At 36.9% G+C, this 24,756-nt stretch carries 17 protein-coding genes; 7 read left to right on the top strand and 10 right to left on the bottom strand.

Annotated elements, in window-relative coordinates:
• Positions 1-2,037 (top strand): DNA phosphorothioation-associated putative methyltransferase, encoded by a 2,037-nt coding sequence (locus tag CWC16_RS01175; RefSeq protein WP_138540163.1) that lies wholly within the window; start codon positions 1-3, stop codon positions 2,035-2,037.
• Here the strand turns inward: CWC16_RS01175 and CWC16_RS01170 are convergent.
• From CWC16_RS01170 to CWC16_RS01150, 5 genes are read right to left on the bottom strand one after another with little or no spacing between them, the layout of a single operon-like run.
• A complete protein-coding gene (locus tag CWC16_RS01170) occupies positions 2,015-2,488 on the bottom strand; it encodes a DNA phosphorothioation-associated 4-like protein (protein WP_138540162.1) in 474 nt (157 codons plus the stop codon). The genes CWC16_RS01175 and CWC16_RS01170 overlap by 23 nt on opposite strands.
• Positions 2,481-4,541 (bottom strand): AAA family ATPase, encoded by a 2,061-nt coding sequence (locus CWC16_RS01165; protein ID WP_138540161.1) that lies wholly within the window; start codon positions 4,539-4,541, stop codon positions 2,481-2,483. Before CWC16_RS01165 ends, CWC16_RS01170 begins: the two co-directional genes overlap by 8 nt.
• Positions 4,522-4,752, bottom strand: a complete 231-nt coding sequence (locus CWC16_RS01160) for a CxC ATPase DNA modification system associated small protein (RefSeq protein WP_138540160.1) — start codon at positions 4,750-4,752, stop codon at positions 4,522-4,524. Before CWC16_RS01160 ends, CWC16_RS01165 begins: the two co-directional genes overlap by 20 nt.
• The gene (locus CWC16_RS01155) at positions 4,752-6,911 is read right to left on the bottom strand and encodes a DEAD/DEAH box helicase family protein (protein WP_138540159.1); all 2,160 of its coding nucleotides are present in this window, start codon (positions 6,909-6,911) and stop codon (positions 4,752-4,754) included. Before CWC16_RS01155 ends, CWC16_RS01160 begins: the two co-directional genes overlap by 1 nt.
• A gap of 5 nt (positions 6,912-6,916) precedes the next feature.
• Complete coding sequence (locus CWC16_RS01150) at positions 6,917-9,232, bottom strand: DUF262 domain-containing protein (RefSeq protein WP_138540158.1); 2,316 nt, start codon at positions 9,230-9,232, stop codon at positions 6,917-6,919.
• A 249-nt stretch (positions 9,233-9,481) separates the two neighbouring features.
• Between CWC16_RS01150 and CWC16_RS01145 the strand changes: the two genes are divergently transcribed.
• The 3 genes from CWC16_RS01145 to CWC16_RS01135 are packed head-to-tail and all read left to right on the top strand — an operon-like array spanning position 9,482 to position 14,700.
• Entirely contained in the window at positions 9,482-10,420 is a 939-nt protein-coding gene (locus tag CWC16_RS01145) for a DUF4007 family protein (protein WP_138540157.1), read from the top strand.
• A gap of 1 nt (position 10,421) precedes the next feature.
• Positions 10,422-13,820, top strand: a complete 3,399-nt coding sequence (locus tag CWC16_RS01140) for a hypothetical protein (RefSeq protein WP_138540156.1) — start codon at positions 10,422-10,424, stop codon at positions 13,818-13,820.
• Positions 13,804-14,700 (top strand): phosphoadenosine phosphosulfate reductase family protein, encoded by an 897-nt coding sequence (locus CWC16_RS01135; protein WP_126009577.1) that lies wholly within the window; start codon positions 13,804-13,806, stop codon positions 14,698-14,700. Before CWC16_RS01140 ends, CWC16_RS01135 begins: the two co-directional genes overlap by 17 nt.
• 11 nt (positions 14,701-14,711) lie before the next feature.
• Here the strand turns inward: CWC16_RS01135 and CWC16_RS01130 are convergent, their stop codons facing one another.
• Complete coding sequence (locus CWC16_RS01130; RefSeq protein ID WP_138540155.1) at positions 14,712-15,833, bottom strand: cysteine desulfurase family protein; 1,122 nt, start codon at positions 15,831-15,833, stop codon at positions 14,712-14,714.
• A gap of 256 nt (positions 15,834-16,089) precedes the next feature.
• Between CWC16_RS01130 and CWC16_RS01125 the strand changes: the two genes are divergently transcribed.
• Together CWC16_RS01125 and CWC16_RS01120 are read left to right on the top strand one after the other, a co-directional pair.
• On the top strand, positions 16,090-16,827 hold the full coding sequence (locus CWC16_RS01125; protein ID WP_138540154.1) for a substrate-binding periplasmic protein: 738 nt from the start codon (positions 16,090-16,092) through the stop codon (positions 16,825-16,827).
• Positions 16,824-17,573 carry a substrate-binding periplasmic protein gene (locus CWC16_RS01120; RefSeq protein WP_138540153.1) on the top strand — a complete coding sequence of 250 codons (750 nt, stop codon included), beginning with the start codon at positions 16,824-16,826 and terminating at the stop codon, positions 17,571-17,573. The genes CWC16_RS01125 and CWC16_RS01120 overlap by 4 nt, the downstream gene beginning before the upstream one ends.
• Before the next feature lie 1,313 nt (positions 17,574-18,886).
• On the opposite strand, the gene hepT is transcribed toward CWC16_RS01120, so the two are convergent.
• From hepT to CWC16_RS20185, 4 genes are all read right to left on the bottom strand, one after another.
• Positions 18,887-19,306: a type VII toxin-antitoxin system HepT family RNase toxin gene (gene hepT, locus CWC16_RS01115; protein WP_138540152.1), complete on the bottom strand. Its 420-nt coding sequence runs from the start codon at positions 19,304-19,306 to the stop codon at positions 18,887-18,889.
• Entirely contained in the window at positions 19,299-19,688 is a 390-nt protein-coding gene (mntA, locus tag CWC16_RS01110) for a type VII toxin-antitoxin system MntA family adenylyltransferase antitoxin (protein ID WP_138540151.1), read from the bottom strand. The genes hepT and mntA overlap by 8 nt, the downstream gene beginning before the upstream one ends.
• A gap of 1,273 nt (positions 19,689-20,961) precedes the next feature.
• A complete protein-coding gene (locus CWC16_RS01105; RefSeq protein ID WP_249929167.1) occupies positions 20,962-21,849 on the bottom strand; it encodes a hypothetical protein in 888 nt (295 codons plus the stop codon).
• Positions 21,850-21,866: 17 nt separating this feature from the next.
• On the bottom strand, positions 21,867-22,241 hold the full coding sequence (locus CWC16_RS20185) for a UPF0149 family protein (protein ID WP_249929166.1): 375 nt from the start codon (positions 22,239-22,241) through the stop codon (positions 21,867-21,869).
• A gap of 194 nt (positions 22,242-22,435) precedes the next feature.
• Here CWC16_RS20185 and CWC16_RS01100 point away from each other — a divergent pair, with 194 nt between their 5' ends.
• Positions 22,436-24,037, top strand: coding sequence for an ABC-F family ATPase (locus CWC16_RS01100; protein WP_082422642.1), 1,602 nt, complete (start codon positions 22,436-22,438; stop codon positions 24,035-24,037).
• The last annotated feature ends 719 nt before the right edge of the window (positions 24,038-24,756 follow it).

Genomic DNA, 24,756 nt, shown 5'->3' with positions numbered 1-24,756 from the left:
ATGAACGCAGAGCAATTTAAGCAACTTGTAAAAAAAGTAAAAATAGCCAAAAAGCTACCTGACGCTATTTATTTTCATAAAGACGCGTTTTCTGATGCACCTGCTGAATTAGTTAAGTTTATAAAAGTTGTTGCCCAAGCACTCAAGGTTGATGAAGCCGATTACGATCTAATAAAGTTATTTAAAAACGACTTCAGGCTTTCGTTATTAAGCTACCCTACTTTTTATCATGACTCTTACCCCGCATTAAAACAAAGCGTAACTGTAGATCTAGCAAAGCTTAGTCATAAAATCACTAAGTACGATAACAGCGAAAACCCACCTATTTTGCACCGAAAAGAAACCATGATTTCGCCAACTAATAAGCACTATCAATTATTTTGTGACTTAACTGCTGAGGGCGAACAAGCCGGTCTATACGAAAACACACGTATGATAGGCTTTAAAGGCTCGTGGGAGCGTTTAATCGCTAAAAAAGGGTATGAGCTAGTTGATGGGCGTTTATTTCGTAGCTCAGTAGTGCAAAGTCCTACGGATGACAAAACAATTGATCGACATTTAACGGCAATTGTCCGGCATGAACTTTCTGCCCCTTTAAAAACACTCGCTAAAAACGGCTTTTTAAATGGCGATTATTCGATATTTGATTATGGTTGCGGCAGAGGAGACGATTTACGAGAGTTAGAGGCTCATGGAATAGATGCCTTAGGTTGGGATTTAAATTACCGCCCTGATGCAGATAAAGTTATTTCTGACATTGTTAATATTGGTTTTGTAATTAATGTAATAGAAGACCGTGATGAGCGAATAGAAGCTCTGCTTGGCGCATGGGAGCTTTCACAAAAGTTATTGGTTGTATCTGCAATGTTAGGTAACGAATCACTCGTTAGCCAGTTTCAACCTTACAAAGATGGTGTAATAACTAGCCGTAATACTTTTCAAAAATACTATACGCAGGCTGAGCTTAAGGCATTTATAGAAATGAGCGTTGACGATAACGCGATTGCTGTTGCCCCTGGCATTTATTACATATTTAAAGATAAACAGCTTGAACAGCACTTTTTACAAAACCGCCATAAACGTACTTATAAATGGCAACACCTAACAGCGCCGGAGCCTGTTAATGAAGAACAAGCGAGAATTTTATTTACGCAACACCAGCAACTTTTTGAATCGTTTTGGCTTACATGTTTAACCCTTGGCCGCTGCCCATCAAACAATGAGTTTGCGCAAAGTGACAAAATAAAAGAGGTTATTGGCTCCAATAAAAAAGCCCTAAAACTTGTCTTAAAATGGTTTGAAGAAGATGAACTAAAAGCCGCTGAAACCATGCGTAAAGAAGATTTACTCCTTTACTTTGCACTTGCTATGTTTGAAAAGCGAAAGCCTTACACACAACAACCTGAAGACTTAAAGCGCGATATAAAAGCATTCTTCGATACGTACAAAATTGCACAACACCAAGCTACTGATCTGCTTTTTCAAATAGCAGACAGCGCATTGATTGAATCACTGTGTATTGAAGCCGAAAAACTATTACCTGCAAGTAAAATCGACTATGAAAATGGGCAGCCTCATGCACTAACGCTGCATAAAGACTTTACTACTTTATTGCCACTTGTACTACGCGTATATATAGGCGCAGCTCTACAAATGTACGGTGAGCTTGATGATATTCAGCTTATTAAAATTCATATACATTCAGGTAAAGTAACATTGCTTGGCTATGAAGCATTTTATGATTCACCTCTTCCACAGTTAAAAGAGCGTGTAAAAATAAAAATGGCAGATCAAGATGTAGACTTTTTTGATTACGTCGTTGAAGAAAAGCGCCCACTACTTCTTAATAAAATTGATTATATTGATGACACTTTTGAGGACTATAAAAAGCAAAAGGCGTTTAATAAACGCCTTTTTAAAGTAATAGAATTTAACTGCCACACTAAGTTAAACCAACAACAACTTAGCAGCCATTTGAAAAGTAAATTTACACTGTTAAAAGGTTATCGATTTTTCAAAGAGAGGAATTATCACTAGCAAACTCCTCGGATGTTAAATATTCTAGCGTCTCTTTGAATAACACATCTTTCAAAACTGGGTTGTCTGTATTCTTTATTAACCATTCGTCTATATGATGTAAACCGGCATTGCAATAGCTTTCAAAAACACCGATAGCATCCCTAAGGCGTTCATCTTTAAGAATTTCAAGTTCAGGATATTTAGTCAGCGCCAATATGTATATATAAGCGTCGTGATCTGTACTAGCATACGTTTCCATTGAAATAGAAGTGGATTGAGCTCTGTTATTTAATGGTTTATACATTCCTAACTGATAACCAATAAGTGCAGCAAAAACCATAAACTCCTTTACAGTTTTAAATACAGCATTATTATTTGCGTCTTTTGTTGCACATAATTTACTAACTAAAGCGTCAAATTTATTTTCACGGTGAACTCTTAGTTTGTACCATTCAATTTTATTATCCATTTAGAACAACCTCTTCAATAGTAACTTTATCAAACTCACTGCCAAACCTTACAACATCAAACTCTTTACCTTTAACGACTAGTTTAGTGGGGTATACACCTTTAAACTCTTCCTCTGTTAAAACTGTATGTTGAACTAAATTATATTCTTTACCAATTTTTTCTCGAAGTCCTTTATCAATATGCGTTTCTGTCCATTGCGCCTGCGAAAACATAAAAATAGACTGTTCAACAGATTCTGAAATGAACTTTACAAGCTCTCTACCATTATCAGGACCAATAAAAGCTAAAATTGAATCCGCAATAAAAGGAGCTACCGCGCCTGGCGTCAATAGATGTTGCTTAGCTTGTGCTCTGTCTTTCGAAAACTGTATCAAGGAAATTATGAAAGAGATCGCGAGCATTGCTTGGTAGCCATTCCCTGCAGCAACTTTTCTACCTTCACTATCTACTATAGCCCATGTAAAGCTACCTCTGTCACCACTCTCTTTCCTTACGGAATAGCCATTAAATGCAACTCGGCTAAATAGCACCTTCATTTTTCTTAGAATATCTAAATCAACATCTTTAGAAGCTGAATTTATTGCTTCTTCGTATAAATTGATTATTTTTTCAGTAGCCTGAATTATTGTTTTTAACTTATTGGCTATAGGTTGTGAGGAACCCAACCTAATTAGCTTCTGCTCGATAGTAGAGAGATCAACCGTAAGTCTCTTAATATCAACTTCCAAGCTATTCACCTGCTTTAAAAGACTATCATATTTAGCTTTCGATTCAGAAATTTGGGCTTCAACTCTTTTTATGTCGTCTATATCTGACTCAACAATAGAATGGCTCAACTCTTCAATTTCTTTTTGTAAGTGTATTATTTCATCATTGCAGTTTTCTATATCAGTCAAGAACGAAAGCATAATTTGTTTTGAATGATTGCCTTTGGATAAATTAGATTTTAAAAATGTGACTTTTTGCCATCTTCTCTTAAGGTTGATATCTACAGCAGATTTTTGTAGCTCCTCTATTAACTTATAAGCAGAAGAATGTACTGGAAGGTCACTACCACAAATACACTCATTCTTATTGAGGATTTCATTAATTAAATTTTTATCAACACTATACTTATGGGAGTTCTTCAGCTCTTTGATATCGATACTTTCTAAATCAAATTTAGCTAATTTATTGTCAAAGCTCTGGAGTAACCATTTAGAAAGATTTTTTTCGTAGTTAAGTTCTTTTGCGAGCTTATCACGTTCAATTATTCTTAGTGACGATTTTAATGCTTGCCTAGCTTTAATTCTCTCTTCAAGAACACTTTTGTCGAATTTGCTGAGCAATTGCATATTTGATTGATATTTTTTATCAGCTTCAGCTAACTCGCTTTCTTTTAGCGCTAAAGATTCTTTACTTTTATTTAATTTTAAAGAAATCTGCTCTTTAGAAGTTGCTAACTGCTGAAGCTCGCTGCTTGTATCATAACTTACCAATTCTTTCACATAATCACTTTTTATCCGAAAAAGATGGCTTAGTGTTTTTTCAGCAACAGTTAAACCCAAAACTTTGCTAATAGCTCCTTTTATCTGACTAAAATCATTCTGGCTGTTTAATGTGCCTGTGCCTTCACCTTGATAAAAAAAGTAGTCTGACATCTCTTTCGGTAGCAAAGAATTTATCAAAGTATTAGGTGACTTCTCCGCAGTCTCTGCATAACAACCATCATCACTAATTTCAAATACTTTAAGAATATTTTTTTTAGGAGAATGTGTAGCCGTACGTTGGATTTCAAAAATTTTGTTATTATGAATTAACTGAACAATAACACTATATTTATTCTTTTTTTCGGCTAAAGCGTGCTTATTTATTAAGAAATTTGAATCCTGAAGGTTATCAGTTGTCTCTTCATATAAGCACCACTTAAGAGCATTTAAGAGCGCAGTTTTACCACCGTTGTTTTCACCATGAATTAAGGTAACTGAATGCACATCATCTGTCGCAAACTCAATAACTTGCTTGCCATAAAATTGTCGAAAATTCTTGATTTCAAGCTTTAGTAGTTTCATTTATTATATCTTCTGCATGCATAGTAATTATTTCTTTTATCTTCTTTATATGTTGAGAGGATGTAACATCTCCATAATGTAACTCTTTTTCAAATTGCATTATTCTCAAAGCGGCTCTATGTGCTGTAGATTTTTTTGAGTAGCCTTCATATGCTTTCTCTGCTTCGAGGTTAGCTTCTTCTAGCAACCTCTTTAATTCATTAATATTCACTAATACAATCCTAAATTAACTGACTCTATTTCAACTTCACTTGGATTTAATGAGGTTGCTTTAAAATCTTGTATCCTTTTTAATTCTGCTTTTCTCAAATTTTCTGCTGCTTGAGTTTTAGAAGTTTTTGAGGGCAATACAACAAAATCTATAATTTTAGCTTCACTCTTCGAATCAGACTTCCTCAATACTCGCCCCCTTCTTTGCACGTACTGCCTCGGGTTCCTGGAACTCGCAAGTATATAAGCCGTTTTGCATACGGGTACATCTATACCTTCATCTAATACTTTCATAGCAACTAATGCATCTATTTCCTTATTTTTAAAATTTTTCATTATAGATTTTCTTTGCACACTACTTTCACCAGAAGTAAATTTTGCAACTTTGACACCAATTGCAAATAGCTCTTTAGTAACATCTTCTATATATGGGTTGTTAGCCTCTGGAGCTTTACCTTCACCGACATATACTAATGAATGCTGTAAATCCAATTCAGATTTATTTTTTAAGTATTTAATAAGCGCTGGTAACTTGCCTTTACACGTCGCTAAAAGTCGCGAACGCCGTCCACAAAGGCTAGTTAATAAGTTTTTTTTATCTGAGGGTAAAGCTTCTTTTTTTGATTCCAAAATCAGGCGAGTAATTTTTAAAGATAATTCTTCATAAAGTGCTTCTTCTTCTTCATTAAGATAAACCGCAATAACTTCATATCGGTAGGGCGCCAGGATATTATCTTTGATTGCATCCCTTAGAGAGTAATCACTTATAATGCCTTGAAAGTAGTTAACTAGATTTAGTTTATTTTTGTCACTAAATGGAGACCCCTCCAACTCATCATCATCACTGCGAAATGGCGTAGCGGACAAGCCAATTCTATATTTTGAATTTGGTAAAAATGAAAATAACCCTTCACTACCAAGGTGATGGCATTCATCGCCTATGAACAAGATATCATTATTTGGGATTTTACTCATTGCTTTCTGAAAATCATCTAGTACCAAAGTCCTATTAACAACTACAACACATACAAAATTTATTTTATTATTAAGGTAGAGTAATGATTTAGCATCTAGGCTATTTTTCCAATTAGCGGACTTTTCATAACACTTTATAGCTGAGATATTAAATTGACTTAACTCATCCACCCACTGGTTTGCTAATTCGATATAAGGCACGCTAATAATAGTGAATGTACTTAATTTATTTTTAATTCTTTGTTCATATAATTCGACAATAGCGGTTATAGATGTGATTGTCTTCCCTGCACCTGTAGCAAGCTTTAACAATCCTCTATAGTCTGATTTCTTCCAGCTACAAATAGCTTTTTTCTGATGGTTGAATAAATCAAATGCTCTACCTTTTATAGTTAAAGGCTTTCTCGGTACTCTTTGAGTCAGTTGAATCTTCTTAACTGACTGATCTGACTTTTTGAAGCTGTATGAAAAAAAGGGATTATGTGCAGTTTTTAATTTTGTTTTTTCCGCTTTAAATATCTTTTTTCTTAAATCTTTAAGATTTATACCCTTTTGAATTTTCTTGTAAAACTCAGAAGTAAGAGGAACAACTTTTGTTCTCTTTTGTTTGTTTTCCCATAATTGTACGAAGTTTTCGATTTCAACCTCGCCATAGTCCAAAAAGGAGTCGCGCCAGCTAAAATAAACTGATATCTCCTCCGAGTTATATTTAGTTAAGCCCGCAAGAGTTTCATTTGCTGAACCACTGAAAACAACTATCTCACTAGCCTTGTAGAAAATGCCTACTTTTTTATGAAACATTCCTTGGTAAGTAAAAGCAAATCTAACCTCTAATTGTTTATTTGCAATCAAATAACTTAAGATATCAAGATTTTTATTAGTGGAATTTAGAAGTATTTCGCTAAGTTGAGTTGAGCGGGCTTCAATAGGACTTTCCATACCTTTTAGTATCGCTTCATACTCAAGATCAGTGAGAGGATCGCCTATAACTAACCTTATCTTCCCTCCTGAGTCAATAAATTTTTCTAACCCATTGGCAGCACTAGCTAAAACTGCCGCGCTGAAATACCCTACAGCCCTATCATATCTTTCAGCGCAGCTAAGCAAAGGAGTATAGAAGCTCTGAAGAATATCGTCTTCTTCAGAGTTATATTTCGGTTTTAAGGGTAAACTAGAAAAAAGCATTAAAACTACTCTAACCAGCTATATAGGTTTTCCCAAGCATTAGCTAGTAACAAATGTGTACGTTCTTCTATTGCCCTTTTATCCCATTCTTCACAATAAGTAATTTCTTCAAATTTACTCTCTAACAACAGAGTTGAGGTATGCAGTTTCGTCTCTTCAGAAAGCCCGCTAAATTCATTAATCAACTTGTCCACGTGCTCAATTGAGTCATTGTTAAGGGTTAATAATAGCGACTGTTTTATATCAGCCCACGCTTCATCTACAGAAATACTATTTCTTGGATCAACCAAGACATTTCCTATTTTATTAAAAACTTCAGGGTCTGCAATAGACTTATCATTCCACTGTACATTACCAGAGTATATTTTTTTTACCCTGTCTTTTTTTGATAAGATTTTCCACATTGTTGTATTTAAAAAATGAGACTTACTATCATTAGTTCGAACAAAATCTTCGCCTTCAAGCTTTACTCCATGGAAAGCAGCTAGTAACAAAAGCTTAATACTTTTCTGCTTAGTCAGAAGGGGCTGCTTGGAAGAAATATCTAACCATTGGTCGAAACTCGCTTCTTTAGGCGACTCTTTAGAAGAAATTTTACAATCTAATTCTTGTCTGAAAAAAGCCTTGAGGTTTGCAACATTAAACTCATCAGAACTCAATGTACTACCTCTGAGCCTATAAGCTTTATTAAACACTCCTCCTACTTCAAACCCTTTTTCATGTAACCTTTTATACACACCGTCGATACCATCAGCCCCTCCACTCATGGCGCGCCAGAGAACACTAAATGCAGTAATAGCTTTTAAAACCTCACTAAAGCCCGAAGACTTTGATGCAAGTTGGTCATATTTTTTATCTTGTTGTATAAACTGCACTAAAAGAGGCTGTACAATATCGTGTTTTATATCAACTAAATAGCGTAGACATAGATTAGAAATATCTAAATCTTCAGCATTGGCTAAACCTTGAGTGTTTGGCTCAAGAGCCTGCCAATGATCAAATAAGAAATCTGTAGTAGTAGCTAAATAGTTTAAGTAGTCATCTCGGCTAATATCCACAGTTTTTTCATAACTATCTAACATAGCCTTTCTTTGATCACGTAAATGAGTGACCTTTACTTTGCCCTCATAAGCTCGAACAAAAGCTAGTATTAAAGCCTTCGTTTTATCGTTCTTTTCCTTGGTGGCTATTAACTTCTCGAAGCGATCAGTTATTGACTTCAAAACATTGATTGATTCATCTGCATCATCTGAATTAACGTCACGCTTTTTACCAATGTGTTCTATGACTTTAGGAACAAATGTCTCTATTGCTGTAAGTGGTTCACCTGTTGTATTTAAGGCTTCAAACATATCGAATGCATAAGATTCATTATTAACTTCAACATACGTTAAACAAACGCGGTGTAAGAGAAATTTAGCAAAAGCTACAACAAAAATAATTGGTGAAACCTTGACATGTTTTTGAGCAGCGAGTTTCAACTCTTCATCAATAGGGAGATCTAAGCACAGGTCTAATGTTTCTACATTCAATAAGTCGTCAATTGTTAACCTTTCTTGATCTGTACCTTTTAGATTAAAGCCTTGTTCAATATAGCCTAAAAACTTTCTGATAATTTTAAGGTTTTCGCTAACTCGCTTACTACTATCATTTAAAACACTACGGTCAAACTCTGTAAACTTGTCTAATGTCTTGCACTCTAGAACGTGCTTTTGATAGGAAATTAATAACTCTGCTATAGGGCTATTATAGGTAGCTTTTCTTTCATCCTTCCCCCAACAATCCACCTGAGAGCGAATTATCTTAGGGAAGCTTTTATAAAGAGGGTGATCCGCAGCTGTTTGAACTACAGTGTTTGAAGTATCAGTAATTAACTCCGCGATAGACTCTTTTAATACCTCTAAAGAATCTTTGATATCTTCGGACTCTTCTTTCTCGATCAGCTTTTTCAGGTTAGTTAAATGAAGTCTTAGCCTTTCATTAAGCGCTACTAAAATTAATGTCAAAGTCGAAAGACGTTGTTGACCATCAATTACTAACCTTATATCTGAAGGCTGTTGCTTTTTATTAAAAGGGAAAACCGTTTTAGCTTCATTATCTTCAACTGTAAGTATAGAACCCAAGAATATTATTGCATCTGACGATTCAAGCAAGTTTCTAAAAACATTATCGCAGTCAGTGAACAGGTCATTAATGTGAGCCTCTTCCCAAGAATATGGTCTTTGGTATGCAGGCATATAAAAGCCCATTTTACTGGTGTCGCATAGAACATCATAAACCGATTTTGGTTCCGCTTTAAAAATATCTAAAGATTTTTGCATTCAGGTTAGTCCCTTAGTAATTAAAAAAATCCATTAATTTACATTAACTGTTGAACTATAAAATAATGAAATTTCATTACTCATTAAGTATTGTTAAAGTAAGATTACATAACCATATAGTTGAATACAATAGTTTTTTCTTTTAGGTGTGCAATAACTGTATGTATATACAAAAACACCTTTCTCTTCATTATATTTCAAGATACTATTAACGGTATTGGATAAATTCTCCAGAGGCAAATACAAAGCATGAAAGCTAAATTCACAGGGCACGACACCTTCCCTTTACGCTATGGATGGCTATTTAAAGCTATTAATCACTTGAATAATAAAGGAAACTTTTCTTCTAACGAAGAAAGTATACGTCACTCTATTGTTGAACTAGGTGTAGGCAAGAATATGGTTAAGGCGATTCAGTATTGGGCTGAGTCGGCTAATGTGATAGAAAAAATAAATAAAGGTGAAATAGCTCATTCTGTAGCAAATAACGGAAAGTTTTTATTTGGCGATAAAACCGTAGATGGACACGACCCTTTTTTAGAGCTTCCTGGTTCTGTATGGCTTATTCATTTTTGGCTGAACTTTAACAACATGAGCCTAACTGCTTACCGTTACTTTTTTAACTACTCTAACGTTCAATATTTTGAAAAAAATAAGCTAGTAGATGACTGTTATGATGATGCAAAACGCCTCGTTAAAACAGAATTAGGTAATCTAAGCACATTAAAAAAAGACGTAGATTGCTTTTTAAACACTTACAGCAAAAAACAAAAAAATAGCACAACAAAAAAAGCTGTAAAAGTTGATGAAGACCATTTTACGTCACCTTTAGCTGAATTAAATTTAGTACAAGATAATGGTGGCGGCTTTTATGTAAGCAACCTTGTTGAACGCCCTGAACTACCTGTTGAAATATTTATTTATGCATTGCTTGAGTTTTTTAATGAGGAAACAAAAGACTCTAATGTAAGCACTATTGATTTTGATTCTTTACTTACTAAACCTTGCTCACCTGGCAGAATATTTAGGCTCTCTGAGTCTGGGTTAGGACAGAAGTTAGATGAAGCACAAGGCTTTACAAATAAGAATGTAACTTGGGTTGACTCTTTAGGCTTACGTCAAGTAAATATATCTGCTGATATAAAAAATAATGCAATCGATTACTTAAAAATGTACTACGGTAAATAACATGTCTGAATCTTTAATTACAATAAATCAACGCTACAAAAGTTCGACACGAATTGATACCGAGAGTACTGATTTTTCTCCATTTATTGATGAGTTTGTATTGCATGGTACAGCTATAAATGTACTTGATACTATTAGTCGCGAATTTGAAAATAGTACACAACGTGCATTTACAATTACAGGCCCTTATGGTTCGGGTAAATCTACCGTTGCTTTGTTTTTATCATGCTTGCTTTCTACAGATTTAAAGCAGCGTAATTATGCACTAAAAAAATTAAACAGCTCTCAAAGCGTTGTTACCAATTTTGAAGAGCGCTTTGCGTTAAAAAATGGCTGGCAAACTGTTAAGCATGTTTGTGGTTTAGAAGCCCCCGCAAACAGTATTTTGGTTAGCTTGCTAAATGCATTTGACCAAGATTTTGACTCAGAAGAAGTCGCGAGCTTTGACGATGATAAATGCTTAGCAGAAATAAAAAAGCTTTTACAAAAACCAAGTGAAAATGAAGATGGTACTTTAATTTTACTTGATGAAATGGGTAAAGCCTTAGATTATCAATCTCGTGAGAACAAAGATTTACACTTATTTCAATCTTTGGCTGATATTGTACAACAAGCAAAAAGACCTGTTTTGCTCATGGGCTTTTTACATCAAGCGTTTTCTGACTACGCTAAGAATAAAGATGTTAAAACTCAAAAAGAATGGAGCAAAGTACAAGGCCGCTACCGCGATTTAAGCTTTAACCCATCGATTGATGAGTCTTTAACGCTAGTAGGTGATTCGATATACCGTGCACCTAAGGTAGCCGATGCAATACAGTCTAAATACGCCGATTTAGTTAGTACTGTAAGCGGCGCTTTTACAAACCAAAATAAAAACAGGCATGCACTTAGCACAACACTGCCACTAGATCCTATAGTGAGTTTATTGCTTGGCCCTGTATCTCGTCGTCGCTTTTCTCAAAACGAACGCAGCTTATTTGGCTTTTTAGCATCCCACGAAAAGTTTGGCTTTAGAGAGTTTTTAGATTCAAATTACTGTGAGCTAAATGAAGAGCTAAATCTTTATCGACCAGAAATGTATTGGGACTACCTTTACCATAATTTACATCATTTAATTGTTACCTCGCAGGACAGTAAAGCATGGCTTGAAGGCTCTGATGCTATATATAGAGCTGAGCAAAAAGGTGACGAACTCCATATTGCTATTACTAAGGTTATTGCTTTATTAACTATTTTTGGCTTTCATCATCAGTTACATGCTAAACGAAGTTTTATTAAAGACTACTTTGTTTGTCGTGGATATAAATCAAATGACGTTGATGATGCAATTAAAGAACTAGAAGCAAGCACTGTAATTATTTATCGCCAGAAACACGATGCTTTGTTTGTGTTTCAAGGTAGTGATATTGATATTAATAACCTTATTAGTGAGCAAATTGAGGTTATTAGTGAAGGTGTTGATTGGACTGAAGCATGCGCTGCACCACAAAATATTTTAGCAACAGCTCATTACCATAAAACCGGCACTATGCGCTGGGCTACTACTAAATTATTAAATAAGTTTGATACCGCTGTATTTGAAACGTTTGTAACTAAACCAAAAACAGGCGAGGCATTCACATACTTTGTTTTACCAACAAACCCTGAGGTCGCTAAAACTCTAAAAGAAAACGCGAAAGAAATGCCGTTTGTAATAATAGGTACGCTCAAAGACTTTACTAATTTAAAAACGGCAGCCATTGAGTTAATAGCACTTCGTAAGATCTTAAAAGAAGAGAAAAAGATCACACACGATTTAATTGCTAAAAACGAACTAGAAAGCCGAATAAAGTTCGCCCAAGCGAATGTAGACAGCGAAATACAGAATGCTTATACAAATGCTAGCTGGTCGTACTGCGGTAAAAAATTAGCAACACAACCTCTAGCCACAATAGCCTCTAATATCGCTGATAAAATATTCCATAAGTCACCACCTGTTATAAACGAGCTAGTTAATCGTTCTAAACCTTCGGGCAGTGCAAATAGCGCAATTCGTAAATTAATGAATGCTATGTTTGAAAATGGCGATGAAAAAGATTTAGGCTTTGATGACAAAGCATTCCCACCAGAAAAGGGCCTTTACCTTTCTTGTTTAAAAAGTAAAGGGTGGCATTGTGAAACACCTGAAGGTTATTTGTTTCCAAGCAATTGGACTAAAGAGGCAATAGCTGCAAACCCTCAAATGCATGAATTATTTGAAAGTGGATTTGAGTTTATAAAGAACAATTCAGCTAAACAGCATGTAACCATGGCTGAGCTTTATGAAATGTGGATGTTACCTCCTTATGGCTTAACAGCTGGATTATGCCGCATATATGGTTTGGCACTTTTGAAGTCTTTAGAGGGACAGGTAGCATTTTACGATTGGGACTCAACGAAGCAGTTCGTTTTTATTCCTGAACTTGATGAAGAGCTTGTCAATAAAATCTATAAGTACCCGAGCGAAGCGGGAGTTAGATATTTTGAAATATCAGAAATTCAAAGTCACCTTTTAGATAACCTTGCACAAGCCACTTTAGGTGAAGCTAAAAATGAGGCAGCTATTTTAAATATTGCTAAACATATCGTAGGAATAATTCATAAACTGCCGACTTGGGTTAAGAAAACAAGTGGTGAAAGCTTTACTGGCTCAACCGAAAACGGACTTACTAAACAAGCAAGGGATTTTAGAAATAAAGTTATCGCTGCCAACGACCCTTATAAGCTTATTTTAGATGACTTGCCTGCAGTTTTTGGATTTAAAAAAGATGACCCAGAAGTTGAAGAAAAACTAGGCTCATATCTAAAGACTGCAATTGAAGACCTAAGTGCTCAGCATGACATGCTACTTAATGGCTTCAAACAAATTATAGTGAACATGCTTGGTGAAGATTTTAATAATACCTTAAAAGAGCGCTGTGATTTAGTTGAAAAAGAAGCTAAGCGCCCTAAGGTAAAAGATCTTGCTAAACGCTTATCACAGTATATTGATGGTAAAGCTAAATTCGAGTTCGTAATTAATATTTTAACTGGTGTTCCTGAGCGTAATTGGACCGATAAGCACTTAAGAAATGGATTAGACGAACTGCAAAATTTATGTGTACAATTTAGGCGCATAGAATCTTTCAGTAATTTTAATACTCAAGGCTCGTCTAAACCCATTGCTTTTATAACTACAGATAACGATGGTAACCATCAGGAATATAGTAGCTTTACTAAGCATGATTTAGCTGCTGACGGTGACGTTCAAACAGCTGTGAATAATATTGAACACGCTATTGCAAAAATGCCAAAAGAAAAGCAACTTGCAGCACTTACCAATTTACTAACAAATTTGATGGATCAGAATGAAGTTGAGGTAGCAGATGACAGAGAAAGTTAAACATGTTCTAGGCCTCTCTGGCGGTAAAGACAGTAGTGCTTTGGCCCTATTTGTTAAAGAAACTTACCCAGATCTAGATGTAGAGTACTTTTTTACTGATACAGGCTATGAACTGCCAGAAACGAATGAGTTTATTGATCAACTTGAAGAGAAACTGGGATATATACACCGTTTAAATGCGCGTTCTTTGAATAATATTGAAGGGCGTGGTGAAAAAGATTTTGCTCACCTACTAAAAGAGCATGGTAATTATTTACCCTCACAGCGCGACCGTTGGTGTACTGTTCAAATGAAGTTAAAGCCGTTTGAGCAGTGGCTAGATAGCTTTATACAAGATGGCTATAAAATAAAAAACTATGTTGGCATTAGAGCTGATGAACCTGATCGCTCTGGTTATATGACAATTGAAAAACCTATAGAATCGGTCTTTCCATTTAGAGAGCACGGCATAGTTAGGAGTGACATTGAAAATATATTGCAACGTAATGGTTTGGAGTTGCCTGAATATTATAAATGGCGCTCGCGTTCTGGCTGTACATTTTGTTTTTACCAAAGAAAAATAGAATGGGTAAAGCTTATGGAAAAGCACCCTGACTTGTTTGAAGAAGCAAAAGCATTTGAAAAAGGTGATGATAATAATACCACAGTAGGGGAACGTTTTTACTGGATGGGACAAGGCCAGCCTCTAGAAACATTAGAAGATCCTGAAGTTCAAAAACGTATTATTGAAAATCACGAGAAGAAAGTAGCTCGCTTCAATAAAAAGAAGCGCCGTAATGCTTTACTAGGCGACTTTGAAGGCTACTGCGAGTTTAATGAGCTAGATGATATTTATGATGAAGCAGAAGGCGGTGGTGCCTGTGTAACATGTTATAAATAATATGAAAGCGGCTAAATAGCCGCTTTTTTTATAGCGTTAACAAATTGGTCTATTTCTTTAGTTGTAATTTGATTTGTAAAACTTATACGAAAAGTATGCTCAGCCTCTTCACGACTTAACCCTAATGCGGTTAAAACATGCGAGGCTTCTATTTCTCTAGAAGAACACGCTGAACCTTGAGCTAAACAAAAGGAGTCTTCATTATCTCTTACTAAAACACCAATATTTGTTTTAGGTAATGTAAGAGAAACTATATGAGGTAACGCTTCTTCATTTCCATTTACAGTAAAAGAAATACCTGCTTGAACAAGCTGTTCTAATAAGTAATTTCGTATTTGCCTCTTAGCCAAATTTTTATAGGATTGTGGAAAATAATTTATAGCCTCACCAAATCCTAAGACTAAAGGCGCTGCAACGGTTCCGCCTCTTACTCCTTGCTCCTGCCCTGCTCCGTGTATTACTGGCTGTACATTTCTCTTTCTTAAGTCACGAATATAAACCGCACCTATACCTTTTGGCCCCCCTATTTTGTGGCCTGAAAACGACATAATATCTAAATTCATGTCGTCTACATCTATCTCTGTTTTTCCAAAACTTTGTGCTGCATCACTATGAAAAAGAATATTGTTTTCAAAACAAATTTGTCCAATTTCTGTAATTGGGTTTATAGTCCCTAGCTCATTATTTACGTGCATTACAGAAACAAGAGCAGTAGAAGGACGTATTGCTTCTTTTATACTTTTTGGGTCAATTATCCCTTCACCGTTAGGCATGACTATAGATATTTCAAAACCTTGTAGTTTCATATAATCGCATATTGCAAAAATACATTTATGTTCAATCGCACTTATTACTATATGGTTTTTTTCTTTAGGATGAGAACTGTTGAGTAAAAGGCTCTTAAAGGCAATATTGTTAGATTCTGTAGCGCCGCTAGTAAAGATTATTTCACTAGGGTAGGCTCCAATTATGTCTGCAAATTCTTCTCTTACTTCATCAACCTTTTTCAAAGCAACTTCACCTAAAAGGTGCCCAGAAGCGGAATTAGCATAACAATTGTCGAAGGCGTCTATTAAAGCAACTTTTACTTCTGGAAGAAGCGGATGCGAAGCAGCTGAATCAAGATATATCATTTAACCAGTCCTTAAATTAGAGAATTAAAGATAACACAAATAGTGTTATCAGTGTTTGATTAGCAACCCTAAAATATAAACTATGAAATGCTTAATACGCTGTTTGTATTGAATTTTGCATTAATCATTTCTATCAACCGTAAACCCTTTGCTTTTAGATACATTTTTTTACAACTTTAACGTCTCATTCATTATTATATTGTTTTGCTGGGTTATACTGTTTAAATAATGATTAAAAACGTACCTTAGAGTTTTAATGAATAAATTAGTAACCTTATTAATGTGTGTATTGTTTAGTGCTTCTTGGGGTGTGTTTGCCTGCGAAAAAACACTAACGGTTGCCTCGCATGATGCTTTTTGGCCGCCTTATGTTATGGGTATTAATGGGCAGTTTCAGGGTAAAGAGGTAGAAGCGTTAAATATTATTTTTAAAGACTCGCCTTTTTGCTTTGAAGTAAAACTGTTGCCTAATTCTAAACGGGCTTTTACCGAGCTGCGCTATGGCCGAATAGACATAGGCTGGGCGGCCAGCTATACCAATGAGCGCGCTAAACACGTTCATTTTACAAAGCCGTACCGCACTGAGGTTATGCGTTTATACGAAAATATAAACAATTTACATAAAGCTAAAAATTTAGCCGAAATTTTTAACCAAGGTTTAACCATTGGCGCTAATTTTGGTAGCTATTACGGCAAAGAGTTTGAGCAGTATAAACACAGCCATAAAAAACAAATTGAGTACACTAGTGCAACCAGTAAGCGCTTTGAGATGCTTAATAAACAACGTATAGATTACGCAATAGAAGATGAGCTAGTAGGCAATTATTTAAGTAAGCGGGGTAAAAATTTAATTGCGGCCCCTACTATACCCGCTATAAATAAAGACCAAATACACTTAATGCTGAGCAAAAAAACGGTAACGCTTGATGAGGTTAACATTATTAACGCGCATATTTTAAAAAAGAACGCGGCGCTTAAGGCGTTATTTGAATGAGTAAATTGCGTATATATTTAGTAATATGGGTAGCCTGTTTGGGGCTATTTTGTGCCAGTGCGGTGGCGTGTGATAAAACAATTAACGTGGGCACTAACGAGCGCTATTGGCCGCCGTATGTTGTACTAAAAAATAATGCTTTAACGGGTTCTGAAATAGATGTAATTAAAACCATTTTTAAAGACTCTCCCTTTTGTATAAATTTTACCTTATTGCCTAACTCGCAACGTGCCTTAGAAGAGTTAAAACATGGCCGTATAGATTTAATGTTTGCGGCGAGCAAAACCCGCGAACGTGAGGTGTACGCTCACTTTAGTTTGCCTTACCGCGAAGAAGCTATGATGTTGTATCAACACACTGACTCGGCAAATATAAGCTCCTTAGAGCAGCTTTTTAAAAAAGGCTTAACAACGGGTATTAATGGCGGTAGCTATTTAGGGCAGACATTTAAAGTATTAAGTGAAAAGTATAGCGAGCAAATAGTGCTTACCTCCGAGGCCGATAAACGCTTTGCTTTACTTAATAAAAAGCGGGTAGATTTTGTAGTGGATGATTCGTTAGTGGCCGCTTACTTTACTAAAAATTACGCTGCTATATTGCCGGTTGAGCAAGTAGCGCCTGTTCACGTAAATAATGTGCATTTTATAATGAGCAAAAAAACAATAACGCTTAACGAGGTTGCTGTAATTAATCGCCTTATTAAAAATAACAAGGCGGCTATTAAGCGCATTTACAAACCCTATTAACCTGGGGTTTTATTCATTTTGTGTTTTCGCGCGAGCAAGCTCTAAGCCTACAAATACCCTGACACAGGGGATTAATAAGTAGCAGCGGCTTTATGCCGCGAGAAATTTAATACCAAACGCGAAGTACGCTCCAGCTACGCGCCATACTCATTCCCCGTTGACACGTTTAAAAAGTGATTATGTCACCACCGAGAAGTTACTTGTTTATAACTGTGTTTATCTGTGTAGCGCGAAGCGCCTCTGTGTCCTCGGTGGTGAAAAACAAGTTAAGCCAATTATTCACAAAGAGGTTAAGAGACGCTGCGCTTTTAGAGGTAAAGAATACGTGATTTAATAAATGATCACATAAGTAAGAATTCGGCCTACAAAACAGTATTTGAATTTAGTGTTAAACGCGCACTGCTTTTGTTTAAAAGTGATTATGTTGCTACCGAGAAGAGCAGAAGAAGCTATTCGCCAATACCTGAGCGCGAAGCGCCTCTGTGCCCTCTGTGGTGAAATTAATGAGTAGCAGCGGCTTTATGCCGCGAAAAAGTTGGATTCCAAACGCGAGGTAAGTTCCTGCTACGCGCCATGCTCATTCCCTGTTGACGCGTTTAAAAATTGATTATGTCAGTGACTTATTTATACCTGTGTTTCTCTGTGAAGCTCGAAGTGTTCTCTGTGGTGAAAACAAGTTAAGCCAATTATTCACAAAGAGGTTAAGAGACGCTGCGCTTTTAGAGGTAAAGAATACGGGATTTAATAAATGATCACATAAGTAAGAATTCGGCCTACAAAACAGTATTTGAATTTAGTGTTAGACGCGCACTGCTTTTGTTTAAAAGTGATTATGTTACCACCGAGAAGAGCAGGAGAAGTGACTTATTTATACCTATGTTTCTCTGTGAAGCGCGAAGCGTTTCTGTGTCCTCTGTGGTTAAAAACAAGTTAAGCCAATTATTCACAAAGAGGTTAAGAGACGCTGCGCTTTTAGAGGTAAAGAATACGTGATTTAATAAATGATCACATAAGTAAAAATTCGGTCTACAAAACAGTATTTGAATTTAGTGTTAGACGCGCACTGCTTTTGTTTAAAAGTGATTATGTTACCACCGAGAAGAGCAGGAGAAGTGACTTATTTATACCTATGTTTCTCTGTGTAGCGCGAAGCGCCTCTGTGCCCTCTGTGATTAAAAAAAGTTAAGCCAATTATTCACAAAGAGGTTTGATGCGCATGCTGTAAATAGAAGGCCTAAAGTTCAAGGTCAGAAGTGCTGGGAAGCCCAATACCCGCCGCCCGTAGACTTTTACTCTTGCCCCTTTTATCTAAATTAGCTTGCTAATTCGGCCAGCGCTTTTTGGCTAAACAAATGCATAGTTACATAATGCTGTTTTTTTATAATCGTCTTCACAATTTCCTGATCGATATTCAAATAATCATGCACAAGCGCATTTCGTAAACCGATTATTTTACGCCATGAAAGCAGCTCATTATCAGTTAAAACACCGAGTTGAGTTAGTTCGCTAAATGTTTGGTAGGCGTTACTGCTTGTCGTATTTTTAAACTTTTTAAGCCAATGTTTAGATAAGCCAATACATACTTCTGTCATTAACTGTAGCAAACGCTCTGCGGCACGATAGTCTCTATTATTAAGTTGATCTATTTGACTTAAATCGTCGAGCTCTTGCATATATTCATCAATATGTCGTGTTACTTCTTTTATATAAAGCGCTATTCCTGTATCAGTCATGATTACTCGCTATCATCTCAAATTCAAACTGGCTATAAATACGCTGCTGCTCTTTCATCGCTCTAAGGCTATTTTTACCTAAAATTGTATCCCCGTATTCCACAATATTGAATGCAAGGTAACTGGGGATTAAGTTTATATCAACGATTGAAATAAGCTGTTCGTTTAAACTAAGTACATTACTGATTTCTAATTCGAGCTCTTTTGGCCTTAGTCGTTTATCAAAAGAGCTAAGGTCAAAATTTTTAAAAGCGATAGCAAGATCAATATCACTATGGGGTTGTGCTGTACCTTTGGCGTGCGAGCCGTACAGCCAAACCACTTCTATGTCGCTATTTTTCTGCAAGTAATTAACTATTTGTTGAAAAATATTATTGCTCAAAATAAAAAACCATTAGTAAAAACTAAGATAATCATAACTTATCTATTTTATACTGAACACCAAAACCGATAATGCACGCTTATTTGTGTAAGTTGACTTTATGTGATGTATTCACCAAAAAGTTAACATAAGCTGCGCTTTAGGGAAGTAACTCGCATCTTGCGCGAGCAAGCTGTAAGCCTACAAGCCAAATTAACCACCGCGAACTGAAGGAGAAAAGCAGGAGAAGCGACTTATTTATACCTGTGTTTCTCTGTGAAGCGCGAAGCGCCTCTGTGCCCTCTGTGGTTAAAAACAAGTTAAGCCAATTATTCACAAAAAGGTTAACAGACGCTGCGCTTTTAGAGAAGTAACTCGCGTCTTGCGCGAGCAAGCTCTAAGACTACAAATACCCTGACACTGGGGATTAATAAGTAGCAGCGGCTTTATGCCGCGAAAAATTTAATACCAAACGCGAGGTAAACTCGCTGCTACGTGGTTAGCTTATGCTTTTATTTAAAAGCGATTATGTCACCACCGAGAAGTGAAGGAGAAAAGCAGGAGAAGTGACTTATTTATACCTGTGTTTCTCTATGAAGCGCGAAGCGCCTCTGTGCCCTCTGTGGTTAAAAACAAGTTAAGCCAATTATTCACAAAGAGGTTAACAGACGCTGCGCTTTTAGAGAAGTAACTCGCATTTTGCGCGAGCAAGCACTAAGACTACAAATACCCTGACACAGGGGATTAATAAGTAGCAGCGGCTTTATGCCGCGAAAAATTTAATACCAAACGCGAGGTAAGTTCCTGCTACCTGGTTAACCTATGCTTTCATTTAAAAGCGATTATGTCACCAGTGAGAAGTGACCAACTAATTCCTGTGTTTTCTCCATGTAGCGCGCAGCGCCTCTGTGCCCTCTGTGGTTAAAAGCAAGTTAAGCCAATTATTCACAAAGAGGTTAACAGACGCTGCGCTTTAGAGGTAAAGAATACGTGATTTAATAAATGATCACATAAGTAAGAATTCACTCTACAAAACAGTATTTTAATTTAGTGTTAGACGCGCACTGCTTTTGTTTAAAAGTGATTATGTTACCACCGAGAAGTGAAGGAGAAGAGCAGGAGAAGCTATTCGCCAATACCTGTGTTCTCTCTGTGTAGCGCGCAGCGCCTCTGTGTCCTCTGTGGTGAAAACAAGTTAAGCCAATTATTCACAAAGAGGTTAACAGACGCTGCGCTTTTAGAGAAGTAACTCGCGTCTTGCGCGAGCAAGCTCTAAGCCTACAACCTTCACTTTTTAAAGCTTTTTGCGTAACCAAAACAAACTACCTTCGGCTGCTATCCAGGCTTGTTTGCCATGTGAATTTAGGTATAAAGCTACTTCTTCTTTACTACCTGGGCTATAAAAATCAAAGCCCTCATCTTTTAGTTTTTCTTGCCCGGTGAGTATTTTTATAAAATGTTTATTAAGCTGTTTAAGTTTCTTTTTATATTGTTTGGCTTGGCTTGAATCACCATTTTTATGAAACTCACTCAAGGCACGGCTTGCTGTGGCATGGAGCTCTTCGCTGTCAAAGTCGGCTAAAAATGCATCTAACTTTTGCCACTGCCCTTTAATTATGTAGCAGTTCATTAGCCAATGACGATTTGCTTGATTATCCATGGGGTTTAGTTGCAACAGCGTTTCTAATTCATCAATGGCAAGTTGTATGTTGCCTTGTAACGCGTTGATTTGTGCACGGTGCGCGCGTAATGCCATGTAAGGCCGTGTTTCGTGGTTCAGCCAAAAATGGCCTTGGTTTTGTGCTATATATTGCTCTGTTATAACCCCCTCAAACAGTTCAAGTAACGCTTCTATCGGCTCAAACGCTCTTGGGGTAAAGTCACTAAGGATTGCTTCCATTAACTGATCAATCGTTTCATCATCAATCATTTTACCTGCTGCAAAATCATCGTTGTGCTGCTGATGTGAAAACTCTTCTGTAAATTGTTCGTTAAACGCAGCCTCGTCTTCATCGCTCCAGTGGGGATCTTCAATAAAACGAATATTGTAAAGCGCATCGGCCACAAAGTAGACGTAATTCTTTTTAAATGACTCCGCTAGACCTTGATTGCTAGCAAACTTTTTCACTGCGGCTTGCTCAGAGCTAAACGCATTAAGTACTTCATTTAAACTTGTGAGCACCTCTTTTTGGCTTTTATCTAGGTACGTTTATTAATAAACTTAAGTGCCTGTAATGCCCCTTTACAGTAATTTGGTAATGGCATATTAGCTTTGAGTGAATCGCGGTAATCTGTTTTCGATAGGCTGCATTTAGTGGGCATTTTAAAGTCTTCGCTCATCACTTTTTGCATGCTGTTATTGTAATTGGCCATCAGGCTTTCGAGGTACTTTAACTCTGTATCTGATTTGAAATTAATTTCACCTAATAGGTCTGCCTGCCATTGGTTGGGCATTATCATGTCGGGCAGTAAACCTAACCCTAAAAAGTAACCTTGAATAAAGTAATAATCTGGCTGCTTTACACTTAACTTACTCAGTTTTATAACTTCACTACGAATTTTAGCTGGTGACATAGCCCACTCTTTTTTCATATTTTTTATTACAATAAAGCCGTGCTCAAAAGCAATCAAGTAAATTAACGTTTCAATAAGCTAGCCTTTAATATACTTGGGCTGTATAATTTGCCGCCTTATTTACTTCTATTGCCTGGTCTATTTTCGCACCTGCTGTGCCATAACCCTGTCAGTACTTTTCTAGGACTAACTTTTTGATCTCCACCGCAAATATTACGATGCAGTTTGGCGCAGAGCCGTTGTTTGAAAACATTTCAGCTAAATTTGGTAACGGTAACCGTTATGGTTTAATTGGCGCTAACGGCTGTGGTAAGTCGACCTTCATGAAAATTTTAAGCGGTGCGCTTGTGCCAAGTGCGGGTAATGTGTCGATTACGCCGGGGCTTAAAGTAGGTAACTTAAGCCAAGACCAATTTGCTTTTGAGCAATACAGCGTTGTAGATGCCGTAATTATGGGCGACGTAGAGCTTTGGAAAGTAAAGCAAGAGCGCGACCGTATTTACTCATTACCCGAAATGAGCGAAGAAGATGGCATGAAAGTGGCCGACCTTGAAAGCGTTTTTGCCGAAATGGACGGTTACACAGCCGAAAGCCGCGCTGAAGAAATACTAATAGAAGCGGGTATAGATAAAGAGTTTCATTATGGGTTAATGGCAAACGTTGCCCCAGGTTGGAAATTACGTGTGCTTTTAGCGCAGGCGTTATTTGCAAACCCAGACATATTGTTACTCGATGAGCCAACCAATAACTTGGATATTCATACTATTACGTGGCTTGCTAATGAGCTTAATAAACGTAAATGCACAATGATTATTATTTCGCATGACCGCCACTTTTTAAATTCGGTATGTACTCACATGGCCGATATTGATTACGGCGAGCTGCGAATTTACCCAGGTAATTACGAAAAGTTTTTAGAAGCGTCTAGCTTACAGCGTGAGCAGTTATTAGCCGAAAACGCTAAAAAGAGTGCTGAAATTGATGAGCTACAAGACTTTGTTAACCGCTTTGGCGCAAACGCCTCTAAGGCTAAGCAAGCCAGCTCGCGCGCTAAAAAAATGGAAAAAATAAAGCTAGACGACGTTAAAGCGTCAAGCCGTATGAGCCCGTCACTTAGTTTTGACGAAGGTAAAAAAATGTATCGTCAAGCGCTTGAAGTCACCAAGCTTGGGCACGGTTTTGATGGCGAAACCTTATTTAGCGGCGGCGACTTTTTATTAGAAGCCGGCGCTAAACTTGCCATTATTGGCGAAAACGGTGTGGGTAAAACCACTTTTTTACGTTGTTTAGTAAACGAGCTTAAATGCAATGAAGGCGAAATTAAATGGTCAGAAAATGCGACCTTTGGTTACTGCCCGCAAGACAGCACAAAAGATTTTGATAACGATTTAACGTTATTCGATTGGATGTCGCAGTGGCGCACAGCCAAGCACAACGATTTAATGGTGCGCGGCATGTTAGGGCGTTTATTGTTTACCGCCGACGATGCAAACAAAAAAGCGCGTAACTGCTCAGGTGGTGAAAAAAACCGTTTGTTATTTGGTAAGTTAATGATGCAAGACGTAAACGTACTGGTAATGGACGAGCCAACCAACCACATGGATATGGAAGCCATTGAAGCGCTTAATAATGCATTAAAAGACTTTAAAGGCACGCTTATTTTTGTAAGCCACGACCGCGAGTTTGTATCGTCTTTAGCCACCCGTATTATTGATATTAAAGATAAACAAGTTATTGATTTTCAAGGTACGTTTGATGAATACCTAGCAAGCATAGAAGAGAAAAAAATTGCTTAAGTTGTAGCCGCGATTTTATATCGCGTCTGTTTTAGGTTTAAGTTTTTAGGTTTCAAAACTAAAAATAGAGCCTAAACCATTTAAAAAAGGTGCTGTTTAGCGCCTTTTTTTGTGGGTGTTTAAATAGGCGGGCGCGCATTGTTTTTGTTTAAAAATGATTATGTCACCACCGAGAAGTGAAGGAAAGAATAGGAGCAGTGACTCCCCTATTCTTTCCTCTGTGTAGCGCGCAGTGCCCTCTGTGGTGAAATTAATCAGTAGCAGCAGCTTTATGCCGCGAAAAAATTCAATACAAACGCGAGGTAAGTTCCTGCTACCTGGTTAGCCTATGCTTTCATTTAAAAGCGATTATGTCACCACCGAGAAGTGAAGGAGAAGAACAGGAGAAGTGACTTCCCCATTGTTTCCTCTGTGTAGCGCGCAGCGCCTCTGTGTTCTCTGTGGTTAAAAACAAGTTAAGCCAATTATTCACAAAGAGGTTAAAAGACGCTCCGCTTTTAGAGCTAGATCATAAGTAATTTAATAAATGATCACATAAGTAAAAATTCGGTCTACAAAACAGTATTTGAATTTAGTGTTAGACGCGCACTGCTTTTGTTTAAAAGTGATTATGTTACCACCGAGAAGTGAAGGAGAAGAGCAGGAGAAGCTATTCGTCAATACCTGTGTTTCTCTGTGTAGCGCGCAGCGCCTCTGTGTTCTCTGTGCCCTCTGTGGTT

Source organism: Pseudoalteromonas sp. S3776, assembly GCF_005886915.1.
Classification (GTDB): domain Bacteria; phylum Pseudomonadota; class Gammaproteobacteria; order Enterobacterales; family Alteromonadaceae; genus Pseudoalteromonas.
This window is presented reverse-complemented; position numbering and strand designations above follow the sequence as displayed.

Bases quoted from the DNA above. Each gene is read 5' to 3' on its own strand.
- CWC16_RS01175 (WP_138540163.1), top strand. From the start codon at position 1: ATGAACGCAGAGCAATTTAAGCAACTTGTAAAAAAAGTAAAAATAGCC.
- CWC16_RS01170 (WP_138540162.1), bottom strand. From the start codon at position 2,488: ATGGATAATAAAATTGAATGGTACAAACTAAGAGTTCACCGTGAAAAT.
- CWC16_RS01165 (WP_138540161.1), bottom strand. From the start codon at position 4,541: ATGAAACTACTAAAGCTTGAAATCAAGAATTTTCGACAATTTTATGGC.
- CWC16_RS01155 (WP_138540159.1), bottom strand. From the start codon at position 6,911: ATGCTTTTTTCTAGTTTACCCTTAAAACCGAAATATAACTCTGAAGAA.
- CWC16_RS01150 (WP_138540158.1), bottom strand. From the start codon at position 9,232: ATGCAAAAATCTTTAGATATTTTTAAAGCGGAACCAAAATCGGTTTAT.
- CWC16_RS01145 (WP_138540157.1), top strand. From the start codon at position 9,482: ATGAAAGCTAAATTCACAGGGCACGACACCTTCCCTTTACGCTATGGA.
- CWC16_RS01140 (WP_138540156.1), top strand. From the start codon at position 10,422: ATGTCTGAATCTTTAATTACAATAAATCAACGCTACAAAAGTTCGACA.
- CWC16_RS01135 (WP_126009577.1), top strand. From the start codon at position 13,804: ATGACAGAGAAAGTTAAACATGTTCTAGGCCTCTCTGGCGGTAAAGAC.
- CWC16_RS01130 (WP_138540155.1), bottom strand. From the start codon at position 15,833: ATGATATATCTTGATTCAGCTGCTTCGCATCCGCTTCTTCCAGAAGTA.
- CWC16_RS01125 (WP_138540154.1), top strand. From the start codon at position 16,090: ATGAATAAATTAGTAACCTTATTAATGTGTGTATTGTTTAGTGCTTCT.
- CWC16_RS01120 (WP_138540153.1), top strand. From the start codon at position 16,824: ATGAGTAAATTGCGTATATATTTAGTAATATGGGTAGCCTGTTTGGGG.
- hepT (WP_138540152.1), bottom strand. From the start codon at position 19,306: ATGACTGATACAGGAATAGCGCTTTATATAAAAGAAGTAACACGACAT.
- CWC16_RS20185 (WP_249929166.1), bottom strand. From the start codon at position 22,241: ATGTCACCAGCTAAAATTCGTAGTGAAGTTATAAAACTGAGTAAGTTA.